The sequence below is a fragment of the Deinococcus multiflagellatus genome (assembly GCF_020166415.1).
GTDB lineage: Bacteria > Deinococcota > Deinococci > Deinococcales > Deinococcaceae > Deinococcus > Deinococcus multiflagellatus.
In genome coordinates, this window is record NZ_JAIQXV010000009.1 from 41,314 (window position 1) to 54,720 (window position 13,407).

Annotated in this window: 13 protein-coding genes; 5 read left to right on the forward strand and 8 right to left on the reverse strand. The window is 71.9% G+C overall.

Features of this window, described 5'->3' with window-relative positions:
* Positions 1-56: 56 nt before the first annotated feature.
* The 3 genes from K7W41_RS12110 to K7W41_RS12120 form a co-directional block, all read right to left on the reverse strand.
* Entirely contained in the window at positions 57-293 is a 237-nt protein-coding gene (locus K7W41_RS12110; RefSeq protein WP_224608719.1) for a hypothetical protein, read from the reverse strand.
* A 245-nt stretch (positions 294-538) separates the two neighbouring features.
* Positions 539-850: a Rieske 2Fe-2S domain-containing protein gene (locus K7W41_RS12115; RefSeq protein ID WP_224608722.1), complete on the reverse strand. Its 312-nt coding sequence runs from the start codon at positions 848-850 to the stop codon at positions 539-541.
* Positions 851-887: 37 nt separating this feature from the next.
* A complete protein-coding gene (locus tag K7W41_RS12120; RefSeq protein WP_224608725.1) occupies positions 888-1,724 on the reverse strand; it encodes a hypothetical protein in 837 nt (278 codons plus the stop codon).
* A 102-nt stretch (positions 1,725-1,826) separates the two neighbouring features.
* Here K7W41_RS12120 and K7W41_RS12125 point away from each other — a divergent pair, with 102 nt between their 5' ends.
* A complete protein-coding gene (locus K7W41_RS12125; protein ID WP_224608727.1) occupies positions 1,827-3,311 on the forward strand; it encodes a hypothetical protein in 1,485 nt (494 codons plus the stop codon).
* Between the two features lie 57 nt (positions 3,312-3,368).
* Here the strand turns inward: K7W41_RS12125 and K7W41_RS12130 are convergent, their stop codons facing one another.
* Positions 3,369-4,421 (reverse strand): LysM peptidoglycan-binding domain-containing protein, encoded by a 1,053-nt coding sequence (locus K7W41_RS12130; RefSeq protein ID WP_224608730.1) that lies wholly within the window; start codon positions 4,419-4,421, stop codon positions 3,369-3,371.
* 382 nt (positions 4,422-4,803) lie between these two features.
* On the opposite strand from K7W41_RS12130, the gene K7W41_RS12135 reads away from it, so the two are divergent.
* Both K7W41_RS12135 and K7W41_RS12140 read left to right on the forward strand, forming a co-directional pair.
* A complete protein-coding gene (locus tag K7W41_RS12135; RefSeq protein WP_224608733.1) occupies positions 4,804-6,084 on the forward strand; it encodes an MFS transporter in 1,281 nt (426 codons plus the stop codon).
* A gap of 47 nt (positions 6,085-6,131) precedes the next feature.
* Positions 6,132-6,293, forward strand: a complete 162-nt coding sequence (locus tag K7W41_RS12140; protein WP_224608736.1) for a hypothetical protein — start codon at positions 6,132-6,134, stop codon at positions 6,291-6,293.
* A 465-nt stretch (positions 6,294-6,758) separates the two neighbouring features.
* Here K7W41_RS12140 and K7W41_RS12145 read toward each other — a convergent pair whose 3' ends face one another.
* Genes K7W41_RS12145 through K7W41_RS12155 form a run of 3 tightly spaced genes read right to left on the reverse strand, consistent with a single transcriptional unit; the run spans position 6,759 to position 10,606 of the window.
* Entirely contained in the window at positions 6,759-8,504 is a 1,746-nt protein-coding gene (locus K7W41_RS12145; protein ID WP_224608739.1) for an SLC13 family permease, read from the reverse strand.
* A gap of 49 nt (positions 8,505-8,553) precedes the next feature.
* Positions 8,554-9,645 carry a [LysW]-lysine hydrolase gene (locus K7W41_RS12150; RefSeq protein WP_224608742.1) on the reverse strand — a complete coding sequence of 364 codons (1,092 nt, stop codon included), beginning with the start codon at positions 9,643-9,645 and terminating at the stop codon, positions 8,554-8,556.
* Positions 9,635-10,606: a hypothetical protein gene (locus K7W41_RS12155; RefSeq protein WP_224608745.1), complete on the reverse strand. Its 972-nt coding sequence runs from the start codon at positions 10,604-10,606 to the stop codon at positions 9,635-9,637. The genes K7W41_RS12150 and K7W41_RS12155 overlap by 11 nt, the downstream gene beginning before the upstream one ends.
* Positions 10,607-10,762: 156 nt before the next feature.
* Between K7W41_RS12155 and K7W41_RS12160 the strand changes: the two genes are divergently transcribed.
* Together K7W41_RS12160 and K7W41_RS12165 are read left to right on the forward strand one after the other, a co-directional pair.
* Positions 10,763-11,023 (forward strand): hypothetical protein, encoded by a 261-nt coding sequence (locus K7W41_RS12160; RefSeq protein ID WP_224608748.1) that lies wholly within the window; start codon positions 10,763-10,765, stop codon positions 11,021-11,023.
* Positions 11,024-11,295: 272 nt separating this feature from the next.
* Complete coding sequence (locus K7W41_RS12165; protein ID WP_224608751.1) at positions 11,296-12,801, forward strand: YifB family Mg chelatase-like AAA ATPase; 1,506 nt, start codon at positions 11,296-11,298, stop codon at positions 12,799-12,801.
* Positions 12,802-12,913: 112 nt separating this feature from the next.
* On the opposite strand, the gene K7W41_RS12170 is transcribed toward K7W41_RS12165, so the two are convergent.
* Positions 12,914-13,210: a Sec-independent protein translocase subunit TatA/TatB gene (locus K7W41_RS12170; RefSeq protein ID WP_224608754.1), complete on the reverse strand. Its 297-nt coding sequence runs from the start codon at positions 13,208-13,210 to the stop codon at positions 12,914-12,916.
* Positions 13,211-13,407 lie beyond the last annotated feature (197 nt).

The window sequence follows — 13,407 nt, forward strand, 5'->3', positions numbered from 1 at the left end:
GCACGGGACCCTGAACCGTCAGCGCCGCGTCTGGCCCCCCGCCCCCACAGGCAGCCCTAGCGCCGGCGCCGGGCGCGGCGGCGCAGCGCCGGCTCTTGGGTGGGCGCCCCCTGGAGAGGCGCTGGGGGTGCCAGGAAGGCGGCCAGGGTCACGCGCCGGGGCCGGGCCGGGGCGGGCAGCGGCCCGGGCGCGCGGCTGTCGCGCAGATTGGGCGTGATCAGGGGCGGCACCAGCGGCTCGGGCGCCGCCTGGGCCTTGCGCCTACGTTTCTTGGGCTGCGGGTCGTCCAGCATAAGACCTCCGGCGGCCACGAGGCCGGCTCAGACACCAACGGATGGAACCACCGTACTGTACGCCCTGCGCGGCGGGCGTGGACTGCCCTGGCCGCCAGACCCGGGGCCCAAGGACCTGAACTAAGTCACTCGCTGTTGATCTTGAGATCAACCGAGCAGAGCGAGAAGCGAAAAAAGGACCTCGCCCCTCCTATTTCAACGTTTCAGAAGAGCGCCGAAACGTTTCCATTCTCGGGGCGAGGTCCTTAGAGCGCGCAGACGTACAGCTGGCCGTCCTCGACTTCGGTGCGGTAGATGCGCACAGGCTTCACGGCAGGCAGGGCCCGCGCCTTGCCCGTGGCCAGTTCAAAGCGGCCGCCGTGTTTCTCACAGGTGATGCGGCCGTCACTCACGGCGCCGCCCAGCAGCGGATAGTCCTTGTGGGTGCAGTTGTTGCGCAGCGCGTAGAACTGCCCTTCAAAATGCACCACGACCACGCCCACACCCTCCACCGTGACCGCCACCTGCCCGCCCTCGGGCAGCGCTCCGGCCGGGCCCACCAAGACACGCTCACTCATGGTGGCCAAGTCTAGAGCAGTTTGCTCTGGCCGGGCCCTAGACCCCGCAGCCGCTTTCCAGGGGCGTGCGGCGCACCCCGGCCGGGCGCCACTCCAGCACCGAGACGCCCGCGCCCTCATAGTAGGCACTGCTCAGTGCCAGTTCCATGCGGCCGTCGCCGTTCAGGTCGGCCACCCCGACCAGCCGGTACAGGGTGGCCATGGGCATGGGGGCGCCCGCGTCTGGGTCCCAGGGGGTCAGGGGGGCCACATGCCCGCCCAGCACGGTCGTCACGGCGCGCCCGTTCACCACGTGGCGCAGCAGCAGCAGGCTGTAGTCCCCAGGCTGCCCCACGGGCGGCGGAAAGTCGCCGCTGCGCTCGCGGAAACGGCTGGCTTCAATCAGGACCTCCTGGGCACCGTTGCCGTCCAGATCGGTGCGCACCAGACGGGTCAGGGTGACGACCGGCGCCCGGAGGCCCCGGCGCTGCAGCTCGGCTTTCACCAGCGCCGCGTAGGTGGGGTTGGCGGTGGGTAGCACCGTGACCGGGCGCGGCTGCAGCGGTCCGCCCGCGCCTGCGAACAGGGCGCCGCCCGGCAGCACTGGGGCAGGCGAGACCGGCACGGTCAGCGTCTGCTCGCAGGGCACGTCCAGAGGCTGCACACTGCCGCCACGCACCGCCTGGGGCGCGGCGCCCAGCTGCAGGCGGGTATAGGTGGCCCCCGCCGGCACCTGTCCCCGGGCCGCGTCAGCACCCAGCCAGCGGCCCTGCGCCCACGCCCCCAGCAGGTAGGGCTGGGCTTCACCCCCCAGGGTGGCCAGCACCGGCCGCACGGAGGGGGCGGGTGCCGCCGACGCCAGGGTGCACAACAGGAGCAGCAGCAGGGGGCGCATACCCTGAGCTTACGCCAGCCGCCCCCCTCCTCCAAAAGAGGGACGCCACCCCCTTGCTTGAGTGGTGTACTCCAATGAGTCCTTTACTCACCGGAGGTTGACATGGTTCAAGCTGCTGTTTCTGCCCTGCTGGCGGCCCTGCATGAGCTGGTGCGGTTGGCGCTGCCACTGGGCGCGCTGCTGGGGGCGGCCCTGCTGGCCCTGTTGCTGCTGGGCCTGCTGGACCGTGAGCGGGCGCGCGCCGCACTGGCGGCGGCCCTGCGGGCCGGGCCCCAGATGACGGGCTGGCTGCTGCTGGCGCTGGCGCTTGCCGGAGCCACGCTGGCCACGGGTCTGACCCAGCGCGCGGTGGACCTGCGCCTGAGTGCCCAGCAAAGTGCCCGGTACGCCAACGCCGCCGACCCGGAAGGGGGCGAGACCGCGCAGCCGTCCCCAAGCGCGGCGCTGCTCGAAACGCGCACCTACACCCGCAGCCTCTCGCTGCCGCCCGACGTGGTGGCGCGCATTGGGGTGGGCGACGAATGGACCCGGCTGCTGCCCTACCTGGGCGACGCCCCTGGCAGCGTGCAGGACCTGCAAGAAGGCTTCGTGCGGCGCGGCAACACACTGACCTACTCGCGCGCCGTCACCCTGCTGACCGAGCGCCCGGTGGACCTGGACCGCGCGGTGGTGCAGGCCGACCTGCGCTTCACCGATCCGGCGGGGGGGCGCGGCACCTACTACACGGCGGCATTTGGCGCGACCTACCGCTTCAGCAACCCCCTGGACACCCCCGCCACCATGCGCTTCACCTTTCCCCTGCCGCAGGGCAGCGGCACCCTGAGCGGCTTTGCCCTGGTGGTCAACGGCGTGCCGCTGCGCCCCGGCGCCCAGGACAGTGGCCAGAGCTGGGAAGGCGAGGTGCCCGCGCGCGGCAGCGTGACGGTGCAGGTGCGCTACCGCCACCAGGGCGCGCGCAGCTGGAGTTATGTGCTGAGCCGCCGCGAGGCCCTGCGCGACTTCGACCTGACCCTGAATGCGGACCGGCCCGCCAAGTTCCAGCGTTACGCCCTGTTCCCCACCAGCCAGACCCGCGCGGCCCTGGGCGGCCAGACCACCCTGCGCTGGCACCTGACCGACGCCATTACGGCGCAGGACGTGGCGGTGGTGTTTACCGGCGGCAATCTGCGCGAAACGCTGCGCAAGGTGCATGTGGCCCAGGCGGTGGCCCTGAGCCTGAGCGCCCTGCTGGCCCTGGCCTGGGCCCAAAGCCGCCGCCGGCCCCTGCCGCCCCTGGCGCTGGCCGGCGCGCTGCTGGCCCTGGGCCTGGGCTTTACCCTGGGCGGGGTGCTGACCGCCTACCTCCCGCCGCTGCTGGCCGAGGCGCTGGGCGCCGCCGCCGGCCTGGGGCTGGCGCTGCTGGTGCTGCCAGGGGCCCCACTGCGCCGCTTGCTGCTGGCGCCGCTGGCACTGGGCGCCGCCCTGCCCCTGACCTTTCTGAGCGGGGGGCACGCCGGGCTGCTGCTGAGCCTGCTGGCAGTGGCGGCCCTGCTGGCCCTGAGCCGGGGCCGCTGGCGCACGCCCGGGCCCACAGCGTCTGCCGCTTAGGGTGAACGGGGGGACCGGGGCCGCTGTCGCCCCAGGCCCCCCGCCCCCTTCAGCGCCTCAGCGGCTGGCCAGGGGGCTGTTCAGGATGCGGCGGGCCAGCAGGTACCGGGGGCCCCAGTAGCGGTCCGCGCGCAGGGTGTCCACAGTCACGCGGCCCTGGTAGCTGTTGGCACTCACGAACTGGTCCTCACCCAGATAAATGCCCACGTGCGTCACCCGGCCCCGGCCCTCGGTGTCGAAAAACACCAGGTCGCCGGGCTGCAGGTCGTCCGGGTCCACCTCCTGCCCGGCCCTGGCCTGATCGGCGCTGGTGCGCGGCAGGCTGACCCCCAGAGGCGTAAAGACCTGCAGCACAAAGCCGCTGCAATCGGTGCCGCGCGGGGTGGTGCCGCCATACAGGTAGGGCGTGTTCAGCAGTGCCAGGGCAGCCTGCCGCCAGTCCGCGCTGGGGCCCAGGGGGCTGGGGGTTTCCGCCAAAGGGAGGGCCGGGGCCTGGCTGGTGGGCCGCCCGGGCTGCGGCATGGGGGCGCCGGGCTGCACCTGGGGCGCACTGGGCGCCGGGCCCCCCGGCACAAAGGGCGAGCCCTGCACGCCGGGGCGCGGCGCGGGTGCGGGGACGGACACTGGGGCGGCCGGGGCCGCGCTGGCCACAGCACTGGCCTGGGCCCCGGCCGGCAGCACCAGCACCTGCCCCGTGCGGACCACCGCGCCGCTGCTCAGGCCGTTGGCGGCCAGCAGGGCGTCCACGCTGACGCCGTAGCGCCGCGCCAGGGCAAACAGGGTGTCGCCCGCCTGCACCGTGTGGGTGAGGGCGGGCGCGGCGGGCAGACCCTGCGCCTGCACGGCAGCTGGCCCCTGGGCGCGCAGTTTCAGCACCTGCCCCACCTTCAGGTCTGGAGTGCTCAGGCCGTTCAGGGCCAGCAGGGCGTCCAGGGTGAGCCCGGCACGGCGCGCGAGACTGTAGGCGGTATCGCCCGCCTGTACGGTGACACTGGAGGCCACGCGCAGATCTGCAGGCGCGGCGGTCTGGGCTTTGCCCTGACCGAGCACAAGGGCGCCCACCAGCAGGGCGAGGCGCGCAGCGACAAGGGTGGGGGGGGTGTGGGTCACGGGATCACTCGGGGGGAAGGCAGGCAAGAGGCGGCCGCCATGAGACCAGCGTGAAGAAAACACCAGGGGTAGACCCGCGCACCGTAACACGGCGCCCGCTCCCCTGCAAGTGTGGGTGGCGCCTGGGCCACCCTCACGGCGCGCCCAACGGCTTTCTTTGCAACCACTGCGGGGCCGGGCGCCCCAGACCCAACGATGAGCCTGGGCTGTGGGTGGGCCCATTCCCCGGCCTGCGTCCAGAGGGGCGGGACCCAGGGCGCGCCTTCTGTGCATTCCTGCGGGGAGCCAGGGCGAACGCCAGGCGTATGGTGGGCGGCGTGAAGCGCATGGGAAGGATTCCGCCGCCCCGCAGGGCCTGCCTGGCAGTGACCGCAGGCCCTGCATGACCGCCGCTTTTGATCGCTGGCGCCAGCGCACCTTTTCTGCCCTGCGTCACCCGGACTACCGGCGCTACTGGACTTCGCAGCTGCTGTCGCTGGTGGGCTCATGGATGCAGGCCACGGCCCAGCAGTATCTGGTGCTGGAACTCTCGGGGGGCTCCAGCGCCGCGCTGGGCTGGGTCACGGTGGCACAGTTCACCCCCAGCCTGCTGCTGTCGCTGTTTGCAGGGGCCGTGGTGGACCGCGTTCCCCGGCGGCGGGTGCTGCTGAGCACCCAGATCACCCTGCTGCTGACCGCCCTGGCGCTGGCGGTCACCACCCACCTCAATCTGGTGACCCTGCCGCTGGTGATGGTGATTGCCTTTGTGGGCGGCGTGGCCAACGCCTTTGATATGCCCGCACGCCAGAGCATGGTGGTGGACTTTGTGCCGCGCAGCGACGTGCCCAACGCGGTGGCGCTCAACAGCCTGTCGTTCAATGTGAGCCGCACGCTGGGGCAGGCGCTGTTCGGGGTGGTGGCGGCGCTGGGGGTGACCGTACTGGCCGGGGGCGACACCGACAACGTGGCGCGGCTGGCCCTGCCCTTTTACCTGAACGTGGCGTCCTTTTTCGTGGTGCTGTACGTGCTGGCCACCCTGCCCTTTCCCGAGCGGGAACAGGCCCGCCCCGCCAGCATGCTGGCCGACATTGGCGAGGGCCTGCGCTATGTGCGCGCCACCTCCACCGTCCGCCACGTGATGCTGCTGGTGGGCGCCCTGAGCCTGACCATCATCAATTTCAATGTGATCATTCCCTACTACGCCCGGGTGGTGTTTGGCGCGCGGGAAGCCACTTTCGGGGCGCTGTCGGCGGCCTTTGGCATTGGGGCGATGGCGGGGGCGCTGTGGCAGGCCAGCAAACCCAACCCGCTGCGCAACCTGCGCCTGGGGGCGCTGCTGCTGCTGGGCAGCGCGGCGCTGCTGGCGCTGACGCCGGGCCCGGCGCTGGCGTTTCCGGTGCTGGCCGCCTGCGGCTTTGGCATGCTGAGCCTCCTGGTGAGCGCCAACAGCACCGTGCAGCTCACCATCCCTGACGCCCTGCGCGGACGCGTGATGAGCCTGTATTCCTTTGTGTTGGTGGGCATGGGCCCGCCCGGCGCCCTGTTGGCCAGCACCCTGATCAGCCGGGACTGGGTGCTGGGCCCGCGCTGGGGGCTGCTGGCCCTGGTGGCCCTGGGCGGGGCGGCCCTGCTGCTGCTGTGGGCCCGCCTGCCGCGCACTCTGCCTGCCCCGCCAAAACTCTGAACCCCGTGTAAGGAACGTGTTCAGGGGCACCCTGGTATCCTGCGGCCATGGCTTCAGACCGCAATCCTGACCAATCGCATGCGCGCATCACCTGGGCGCTGATCGTGATTGCCCTGGGCGCGATCATCGGGATTGGCACCACCGCCGCGCTGCTGGCCCGCAAGGACCGGCCCCTGCCCGACGACCCGGACGCGCCTCTGTTTATCTAACCCCGGCGCCACCCGCGCAGCCGCCGCTTCACACAGAGGGGTGAAGTGGCGGCTGGCCGTTGGGCTGGCCGCACGACTTTGCGGCGCCGGCCCACCAGTGAAGCACGGTGCGGGTTGTCCAGCCCTTCCTGAAGCAAATCGCGGCAGAGCCTTGCGCGCCCTGCCGCCTCAGCACTGATGCCGCCAGACGCGCGCCTGCACGGGCACTGCGGCACTGACCACCAGCCCGATGGCTGACCCCAAGGCGGGCGTAGGAGGTGGCGGCGACCTGCGCTCTCCCCCGCTACGCGGGATACCCAACCGCTTTGAACGGCAGCATGAGCAGGCGGCCTTCTCAACAAGCGACTTCGTCAGGCGCCGCGCTTAGAGCGGTTGACCATAGAACCCCCTCACCCCTCGCTGCGCGAGGCCCTCTCCCACGAGGGGAGAGGGTCGAAACCCAACATCATCTTTATGTCAACTGCTCTAGAACGGCCAGACGCGGGGAATGATCAGCAGGGCCACCGCGAACGTCACCGCCGTCAGGCCCGCGCCCACCCGCACGAAATCAGCAAAGGTGTAGCGCCCGGGGCCATAGACCAGCATGCACGACGGCTCCAGCGGAGTAATGAAGGAGTTGCTGGCGGCCACGGTGATGCCAATCACAAAGGGCCGGGGATCGTAGCCCAGGGCCTTGGCGGTGCCCATGGCCAGGGGTAGCATCACCAGCGCCGCCGCCTGATTGCTCATGGGCTGGGTCAGCGCCACGGTGACCAGAAACAGCGCCGCCAGCAGCCCATAAGGCCCCAGCGGCTCCAGCACCCCCGACAGGGCCCCGGTGAGCACCTGGGCCGCGCCGCTGCTTTCAAAGGCGCTGCCAAAGGCCAGCATGCAGGCCACCAGCACGATCACCGGCCACTCCACGGCGCTGTAGGCCTCCTCGGGGGAAATCAGGCGCAGGGCCAGACTGAGGGCCACGGCCACGACCACTGCCACCCCCAGCGGCACCACACCCAGGCCGCCCAGCACCACCGCCCCGCCAAACAGCAGCAGGGCCAGCGGCGCCCGTTTCAGGTCGCGCACGTGCTCGGTGAGGTCGCCCAGCACGGCCAGATGCTCGTCCAGCACGCCCAGCCGTTCGGGGCTGCCCTGCACCAGCAACACGTCGCCCACGTGCACGCGCAGCCCGGCCAGCCGCTCGCGGGTGCGGGCGCGGCGGTGCAGGGCCAGCACCGAGACCCCGTAGCGCTCCCGAAAACGCGCCTCTTTCAGGGTGCGCCCCAGCAGCGGTGAACCGGGCATCACCACCGCCTCAACCAGCCGCACGCCGCTGGGGTCGGCCGGCTGCAGTTTCTGCTCACTTTTGCTGACCACGCCCAGGGTGCTTTTGCCCGCCAGAATGCGCTCGGTGTGGCCCTCGACGGTCAGGGTGTCGCCCTCCTGGATCAGGAAGTCGGGCCCAAGGGCGTAGAGGGTGTCCTGGCCCCGGCGCGCGGCCAACACGGTCAGGCCGTGGTCGCGGCCCAGGCCCGCCTCGCGCAGGGTCTGGCCCACCAGGGCGCTGCCCGGCACCACCGTCAGGTCAGCCAGGTAGGCACGCAGCCGCTCTTCGAGCCCTGCGTCCCGGGCCGGCAGCAGGCGCGGCGCCACAAAAAAGAGGTACAGCAGCCCCACCACCGCCACCGGCACGCCCACCCAGGCCAGTTCGAAAAACCCCAGTGGCTTTTGCCCCAGGGCCGGCAGCGCCCCCGACACCACGAGGTTGGTGCTGGTGCCAATCACCGTGATGGTGCCGCCCAGAATGCTGGCAAAGGCCAGCGGCATCAGCACGCGGCTGGCATGCAGCCCGGCCCGGCGCGCCACGCCCGAAACCACCGGCAGAAACACGGCGGTGGTGGCCGTGTTGCTGGTAAAGGCGCTGATGCCCGCCACTGTGCCCAGCAACGCGCGCAGGGTCCCGGCCGCGTTGCGTGAGCGCCGCACCAGCGCCGTCCCAATCCACTCGATCACCCCGGCGCGCAGCAGCACCCGAGTGAGGATAAACAGCGAGGCCAGCGTGAGCACCGTATCGCTGCCAAAGCCGGCAAAGGCGGCTTTGGGCGAGATCAGGCCCAGCACCAAGAGCGCCGAGAGCAGGCCCAGGGCGGTGACGTCTACCGGCAGCCATTCAGTGGCGAACAGCACCAGCGCCGCCACAAACAGCAGCAGGATCAGGGTGACGGGTTCAAACATCGCCCGGGCATCATGGCGGGTGCCGCCTGCCGGGCGCGTGAAGGCCAGTTCACCGGGCCTTGGGAGCTTCGCACGGCGCGGCGCCTGTGGCCAGTGCGCCCAGTGCCGCCGTGAGCACCGCCACCGCGCGGTCATACTCGGCCAGGGCAAGGTGCTCGTTGGGGGTGTGGTCCAGCGCGCTGTCGCCCGGGCCGTAGGCCAGCGTGGGCACCGGCCAGTGCGGGGCCACCACGTTCATGTCACTCGTGCCGGTCTTGACCTTGAACACGGGCGTGCCGCCCTGCGCGCGGATTGCCACGCGCAGGGCGCGGGTCAGGGCGTTGTCTTTGGGGTGGCGCACGGCGGTTTCGTGGCCCACGAAGGTCAGGGTCACCGTGTCCAGGTCCGCCAGGGCCTCACGGATGGCGGCCTCGGCGGCCTGTGGGGCCACGGCGGGCGGCAGGCGCAGGCCAAAGGTGCCCGCCGCGCGCTGGGTCAGGCCGTCGGTGCTGGCCTGCAGGTCCTGCACGGTGGCCTGCACCCCGCCGAACACGCCGCCCGGCTCGCCTGCCTGCGCGGCCCAGGCCCGCACCCGGAACCACGCTTCGGTCAGGTCGTCACCGGCGCTGCGGCCCTCGCCCGCCGTGTGGAAGTTCGGGCAGGTGGCCTGGGCCCTGACCACCAGCCGCCCCTTGTACCCCAGCGTCAGGCCTTCCCAGCCGCTGGGCTCGCCAATCAGCACGAGGTCCGGCTGCCAGCGGCGCGCGGCGTGGTGCGCGCCCCGGCTGCTGGGGGCCTCTTCTTCCGTGGCGCCAATCACCACGAAGCGTGCCCGCGTGAGGGCGGTTTCGGGCAGGGCCGCCACCGCCGCCATGAAGGCGCACAGCGGCCCCTTGGCGTCCACGGCCCCGCGCCCGTACAGCACCCCCTCTTCCTCGCGCACTGGAATATCGCCCGGTACGGTGTCCATGTGGCCCAGCAGCACCACGGTCAAGGGGCCGTGGCCGCGCGCGCCCACGGCGTTGCCTGCCTCGTCGATATGGGCCTCAAATCCGCGCGCCGCCATCCAGCCCTGCAGATAGGCCGCCACCTCGGCCTCCTGCCCAGACACCGAGGGAATGGCAACGGCGCCGCGCAGCAACTCGCGCGCTTCAGTCCACATCGAGAAGCCCGGCCCCCTCCACCGAGGCGCGTGCCAGAGCCACCAGCAGCCGCGCGAGGTCCGCCAGGGCCATCACCGCAATGGTGCCCACGCCGCCCGCCAGCAGGGTCCACAGCCCGGCCAGCGGCTCGCCGCCCTGAAACTGGAAAAAGGCCAGGGCCAGCGCGCCCACGAACAGCACCGCGCCCAACAGGCGCAGGCGCCCGCTCAGCCCGGCCACTCCATCGGCCTGCCGGGCCAGGGTGGCGGCCGCGCCCGCCGACCCGCGCAGGGGCAGTCCGGCGGCCGGCGCGGCTGGGGCCGAGGTCGGAACCTCTGGACGCGCCTCGGGCCTTGAGGGGCTGAAGCCCGAGGACGAAATCACCACCGGGCTGGGCGCGGGGCGCTCGGGCTGGGGCGTGGCCGGCACCGGGTCGGGCCGGGTGACAGCGGGCGCCGCTTCGGGCACGGCCACCCGCGGCGCGGCGGCCGAACGGGGCTCGTCCTGCCGCTCGGGGCTGGCCTGAATGACCGTGCGCTCGGGTGGGACCGGGGTGGGCGCGGGGCGAACCGTGGCAGCAGGGGCGGCCGGAGCCGACGCAGGGCTGGGCGCCGGGGCAAAGGTTTTGGCCGTGCCCGTCTGGGGCAGCGGCGAACTGGGCTGCTCCTTGGCGCGGGCGGTGGCGTCACGCACCTGCCCAAAGAACTGCTGCACGCTGGCCGGGTCAAAGCCCAGCAGGCTGGCGGTCAGGGCGGTGCCGGCCGGCGTTTCCACCCGCAAGGTGCCTTCCTGGTCACTGTGAATGCGTGTCAGGTCGCGCAGGGTCACGCGCCGGGTGCCGCCGCTGTCCTGGTACAGCAGGGTCTGGGCGGTCAGGGCAAACAGGGCGTCGTCGCGCTCCAGCGCCGCCAGGGGGGTTTCATTCATACCGGTGGCCTGCAGGGCCTGCACGGCTCGCTCACTCGGGGCACGCTGGGTCATGGGTCCTCCTCTTCGACCCGCCCAGCATACCTGCCGCTGCGGGCCGCGCCCAGCGCGCCTGAACCTCTGGTGAACGTGCCGGCCGTTGGCGGGCCGTAAAGAAAAAGCGGCTGCCCCTCTCACCCCCGGGCCGCACCGCGCGCGCCACACTGCCCCATGACAGGCGACAACCGCTACGGCGACGCCCCCCTGGGCAAGAGCGTGGAAGAGATTGAGCAGGAGGGCGGCAACCTGATCAACGACCCCCGCCCCGGCGAGGCCCGGCGCGACGACGACCTCGCCGGGGTGGTGCCCGCCGTGGTGAACGGCACCACCAGCGCCGTGCCGGCTGTGGTGCGCCCCGGTGCTCTGGTGGAAGGCGGCAGCGGCGCCGATGACGGCCGCACCCGCGAGGGCCGCGACAGCAGCGAGGAGTAAGGACCGCTCAGCCGGCTTCTGGCCGCACCCGAAGGGGCCCGCAGAGCGGCGGGGCAGAGATGGAAAAAGGGCGGACGTCCGGAAAGTGGAGGGGCGTCCAGCTCTTTTCTGCATGGTTCGGACATAGACGGCAGTCCGTATCCGTCAAGGGCCTCGCTCAGCTGCAAAAGACTGCGCCTGCGGGTCGGGGGCCTGCAAATGCGGCAACACGCCACGCGCCCCCCTGCTAGCTTGCCCGGTGTGATCGTCTTCGCCCTTCCGAGGCCCGCCTGATGCTGGCCCGCGCCCGCAGTGTGGCCCTGATTGGGGTGGATGCCGTCCCCGTTGAAGTCGAGGTGGATGTCTCGCCGGGCCTGCCCGCCTTCACGGTGGTGGGCCTCCCCGACCAGGCGGTGAGCGAGGCGCGCGAGCGGGTGCGTGCGGCGGTGCGCAATGCCGGGCTGCCGTTCCCGGCGGCGCGCATCACGGTGAACCTCGCCCCGGCCGATCTGCGCAAGGAAGGCCCGCTGTACGACCTGCCCATTGCCCTGGGGCTGCTGGCCGCCCAGGAGCTGCTGCCCCAGGCCGCACTGGCCGGCACCCTGATCGCGGGCGAGCTGGCGCTGGACGGCAGCCTGCGCCCCATTGCCGGGGCGGTGAATCTGGCGCTGCTGGCCGCCAACGAGCAGGCCGAGGTGCTGCTGCCCGAAGGCAACGCCCCCGAGGCCGCGCTGATTGATGGCCTGCGGGTGTACGGCGCGCGCCACCTGGCCGACGCCGTGCGCCATTTCAGTGGCGAGGCCCCGCTGAACCTGACGCTGCCGCCCACGCCCCAGCGCACAGACACCGACCTGCTGGATCTGGCCGACCTGAAGGGACAGTCCGGGGCCCGCCGGGCGCTGGAAATTGCGGTGGCCGGTGGGCACAACCTGTTGCTGGTGGGCTCGCCGGGCAGTGGCAAGACCATGCTGGCCCGCCGCGCCCCAGGCCTGCTGCCGCCCCTCACCCGCGCCGAGGCCCTGGAGGTGACCCGAATTCACTCAGCCGCTGGGCTGCTGGGCACCCGGGGGCAACTGAACCTGAACCCGCCCTACCGCGCGCCCCACCACACGGTGTCCGACGCCGGCCTGATCGGCGGGGGCAGCGTGCCGCGCCCAGGTGAAGTGAGCCTGGCCCACCGGGGCGTGCTGTTCCTCGATGAATTCCCCGAGTTCTCGCGCAAGGCGCTGGAGACCCTCCGGCAACCCCTGGAGGACGGCCACGTCACCATTAGCCGGGCGCGGGCCAGTGTGCAGTACCCGGCGCGCTTTCAACTGATCGGGGCCATGAACCCGTGCCCCTGCGGCCACCACGGCGACCCGGAAAAGGCCTGCGCCTGCACCCCTGCCGAACGCACCCGCTACGCCGCGCGCCTGAGTGGGCCGCTGCTCGACCGCCTGGACCTGCTGGTGCGCGTGCCCCGCCTGACGGTGGACGAACTGACCCGCGCGCCGGAACCCGAGCCTTCGGCCGCTGTGCGCGCCCGGGTGCAGGCCGCCCGCGAGCGCATGCAGGCGCGGCAGGGCGCACGCAACGCCGACCTGAACGGGCAGGCACTGCGGCAGGCCGCCCCGCTGGGCAGCGGCCCTGAAGCCTTTGCCCGCGCCGCTGCCCGGCAACTGGGCCTGACCGGACGCGGCTTTGACCGGGTGCTGCGGGTGGCGCGCACCGTGGCTGATCTGGCTGGCAGCGCCGACATCCGCGAGGCCCACCTGGCCGAGGCGGTGACCTACCGCCCACGCGATCTGGCCAGTGGGTAAAGAGTCGCCCAGCACGCAGTTGGTCAGCTGTCCTGCGCCTCGCGCGCCCTCGAAAAGCGGCGTGCAACGAAGAAGGCCCCTCACAATGGGGGGCCTTTCACGGAGAGGAGCTTTAGCGCTGTTCGGGCTGGCTGGGTGCCGCTGCCGTGGGGGCCGCCACGCTCTGGGCCGAGACAGGCGCAGCGGGCTCTGGCGCGGCGACAGCGGCCGGGGCGATGGTCTGGGTGGGCCGGGCCGGGCCGTCGCGCATGCTGCCTTCAAACTCGTCTTTGAGGCCCTGGGTGCTGCGGCGGAATTCGCGCAGGCCCGCCCCCAGGCTCTTGCCCAGTTCTGGCAGCTTGCGCGGGCCAAACACCACCAGGGCCACCAGAAGAATCACGATCAGTTCAGCGGGTCCAATATTCGGCATGGGGCGTCTCCTTATCAACAGGCCGCGGCGCGGTCGGTGGGCTCAGTGTAGGCCGGCAAGTGAAAGCAAATGTCATCCCTGCGTGAGATTTATTCCAGAGTGTCCAGGCATGCGGGGAGGCTCAGACGGATGCCAGATCATCCGTTCCAGCCCCTGCGCGTCGCTTCGGCGCCCCCACGCCTCTGCGGCCCCGTCGT

Coding starts and splice junctions, on each gene's coding strand:
- K7W41_RS12135 (WP_224608733.1), top strand. CDS start 4,804: ATGACCGCCGCTTTTGATCGCTGGCGCCAGCGCACCTTTTCTGCCCTG.
- K7W41_RS12160 (WP_224608748.1), top strand. CDS start 10,763: ATGACAGGCGACAACCGCTACGGCGACGCCCCCCTGGGCAAGAGCGTG.
- K7W41_RS12145 (WP_224608739.1), bottom strand. CDS start 8,504: ATGTTTGAACCCGTCACCCTGATCCTGCTGCTGTTTGTGGCGGCGCTG.
- K7W41_RS12120 (WP_224608725.1), bottom strand. CDS start 1,724: ATGCGCCCCCTGCTGCTGCTCCTGTTGTGCACCCTGGCGTCGGCGGCA.
- K7W41_RS12115 (WP_224608722.1), bottom strand. CDS start 850: ATGAGTGAGCGTGTCTTGGTGGGCCCGGCCGGAGCGCTGCCCGAGGGC.
- K7W41_RS12110 (WP_224608719.1), bottom strand. CDS start 293: ATGCTGGACGACCCGCAGCCCAAGAAACGTAGGCGCAAGGCCCAGGCG.
- K7W41_RS12165 (WP_224608751.1), top strand. CDS start 11,296: ATGCTGGCCCGCGCCCGCAGTGTGGCCCTGATTGGGGTGGATGCCGTC.
- K7W41_RS12150 (WP_224608742.1), bottom strand. CDS start 9,645: ATGTGGACTGAAGCGCGCGAGTTGCTGCGCGGCGCCGTTGCCATTCCC.
- K7W41_RS12155 (WP_224608745.1), bottom strand. CDS start 10,606: ATGACCCAGCGTGCCCCGAGTGAGCGAGCCGTGCAGGCCCTGCAGGCC.
- K7W41_RS12170 (WP_224608754.1), bottom strand. CDS start 13,210: ATGCCGAATATTGGACCCGCTGAACTGATCGTGATTCTTCTGGTGGCC.
- K7W41_RS12140 (WP_224608736.1), top strand. CDS start 6,132: ATGGCTTCAGACCGCAATCCTGACCAATCGCATGCGCGCATCACCTGG.
- K7W41_RS12125 (WP_224608727.1), top strand. CDS start 1,827: ATGGTTCAAGCTGCTGTTTCTGCCCTGCTGGCGGCCCTGCATGAGCTG.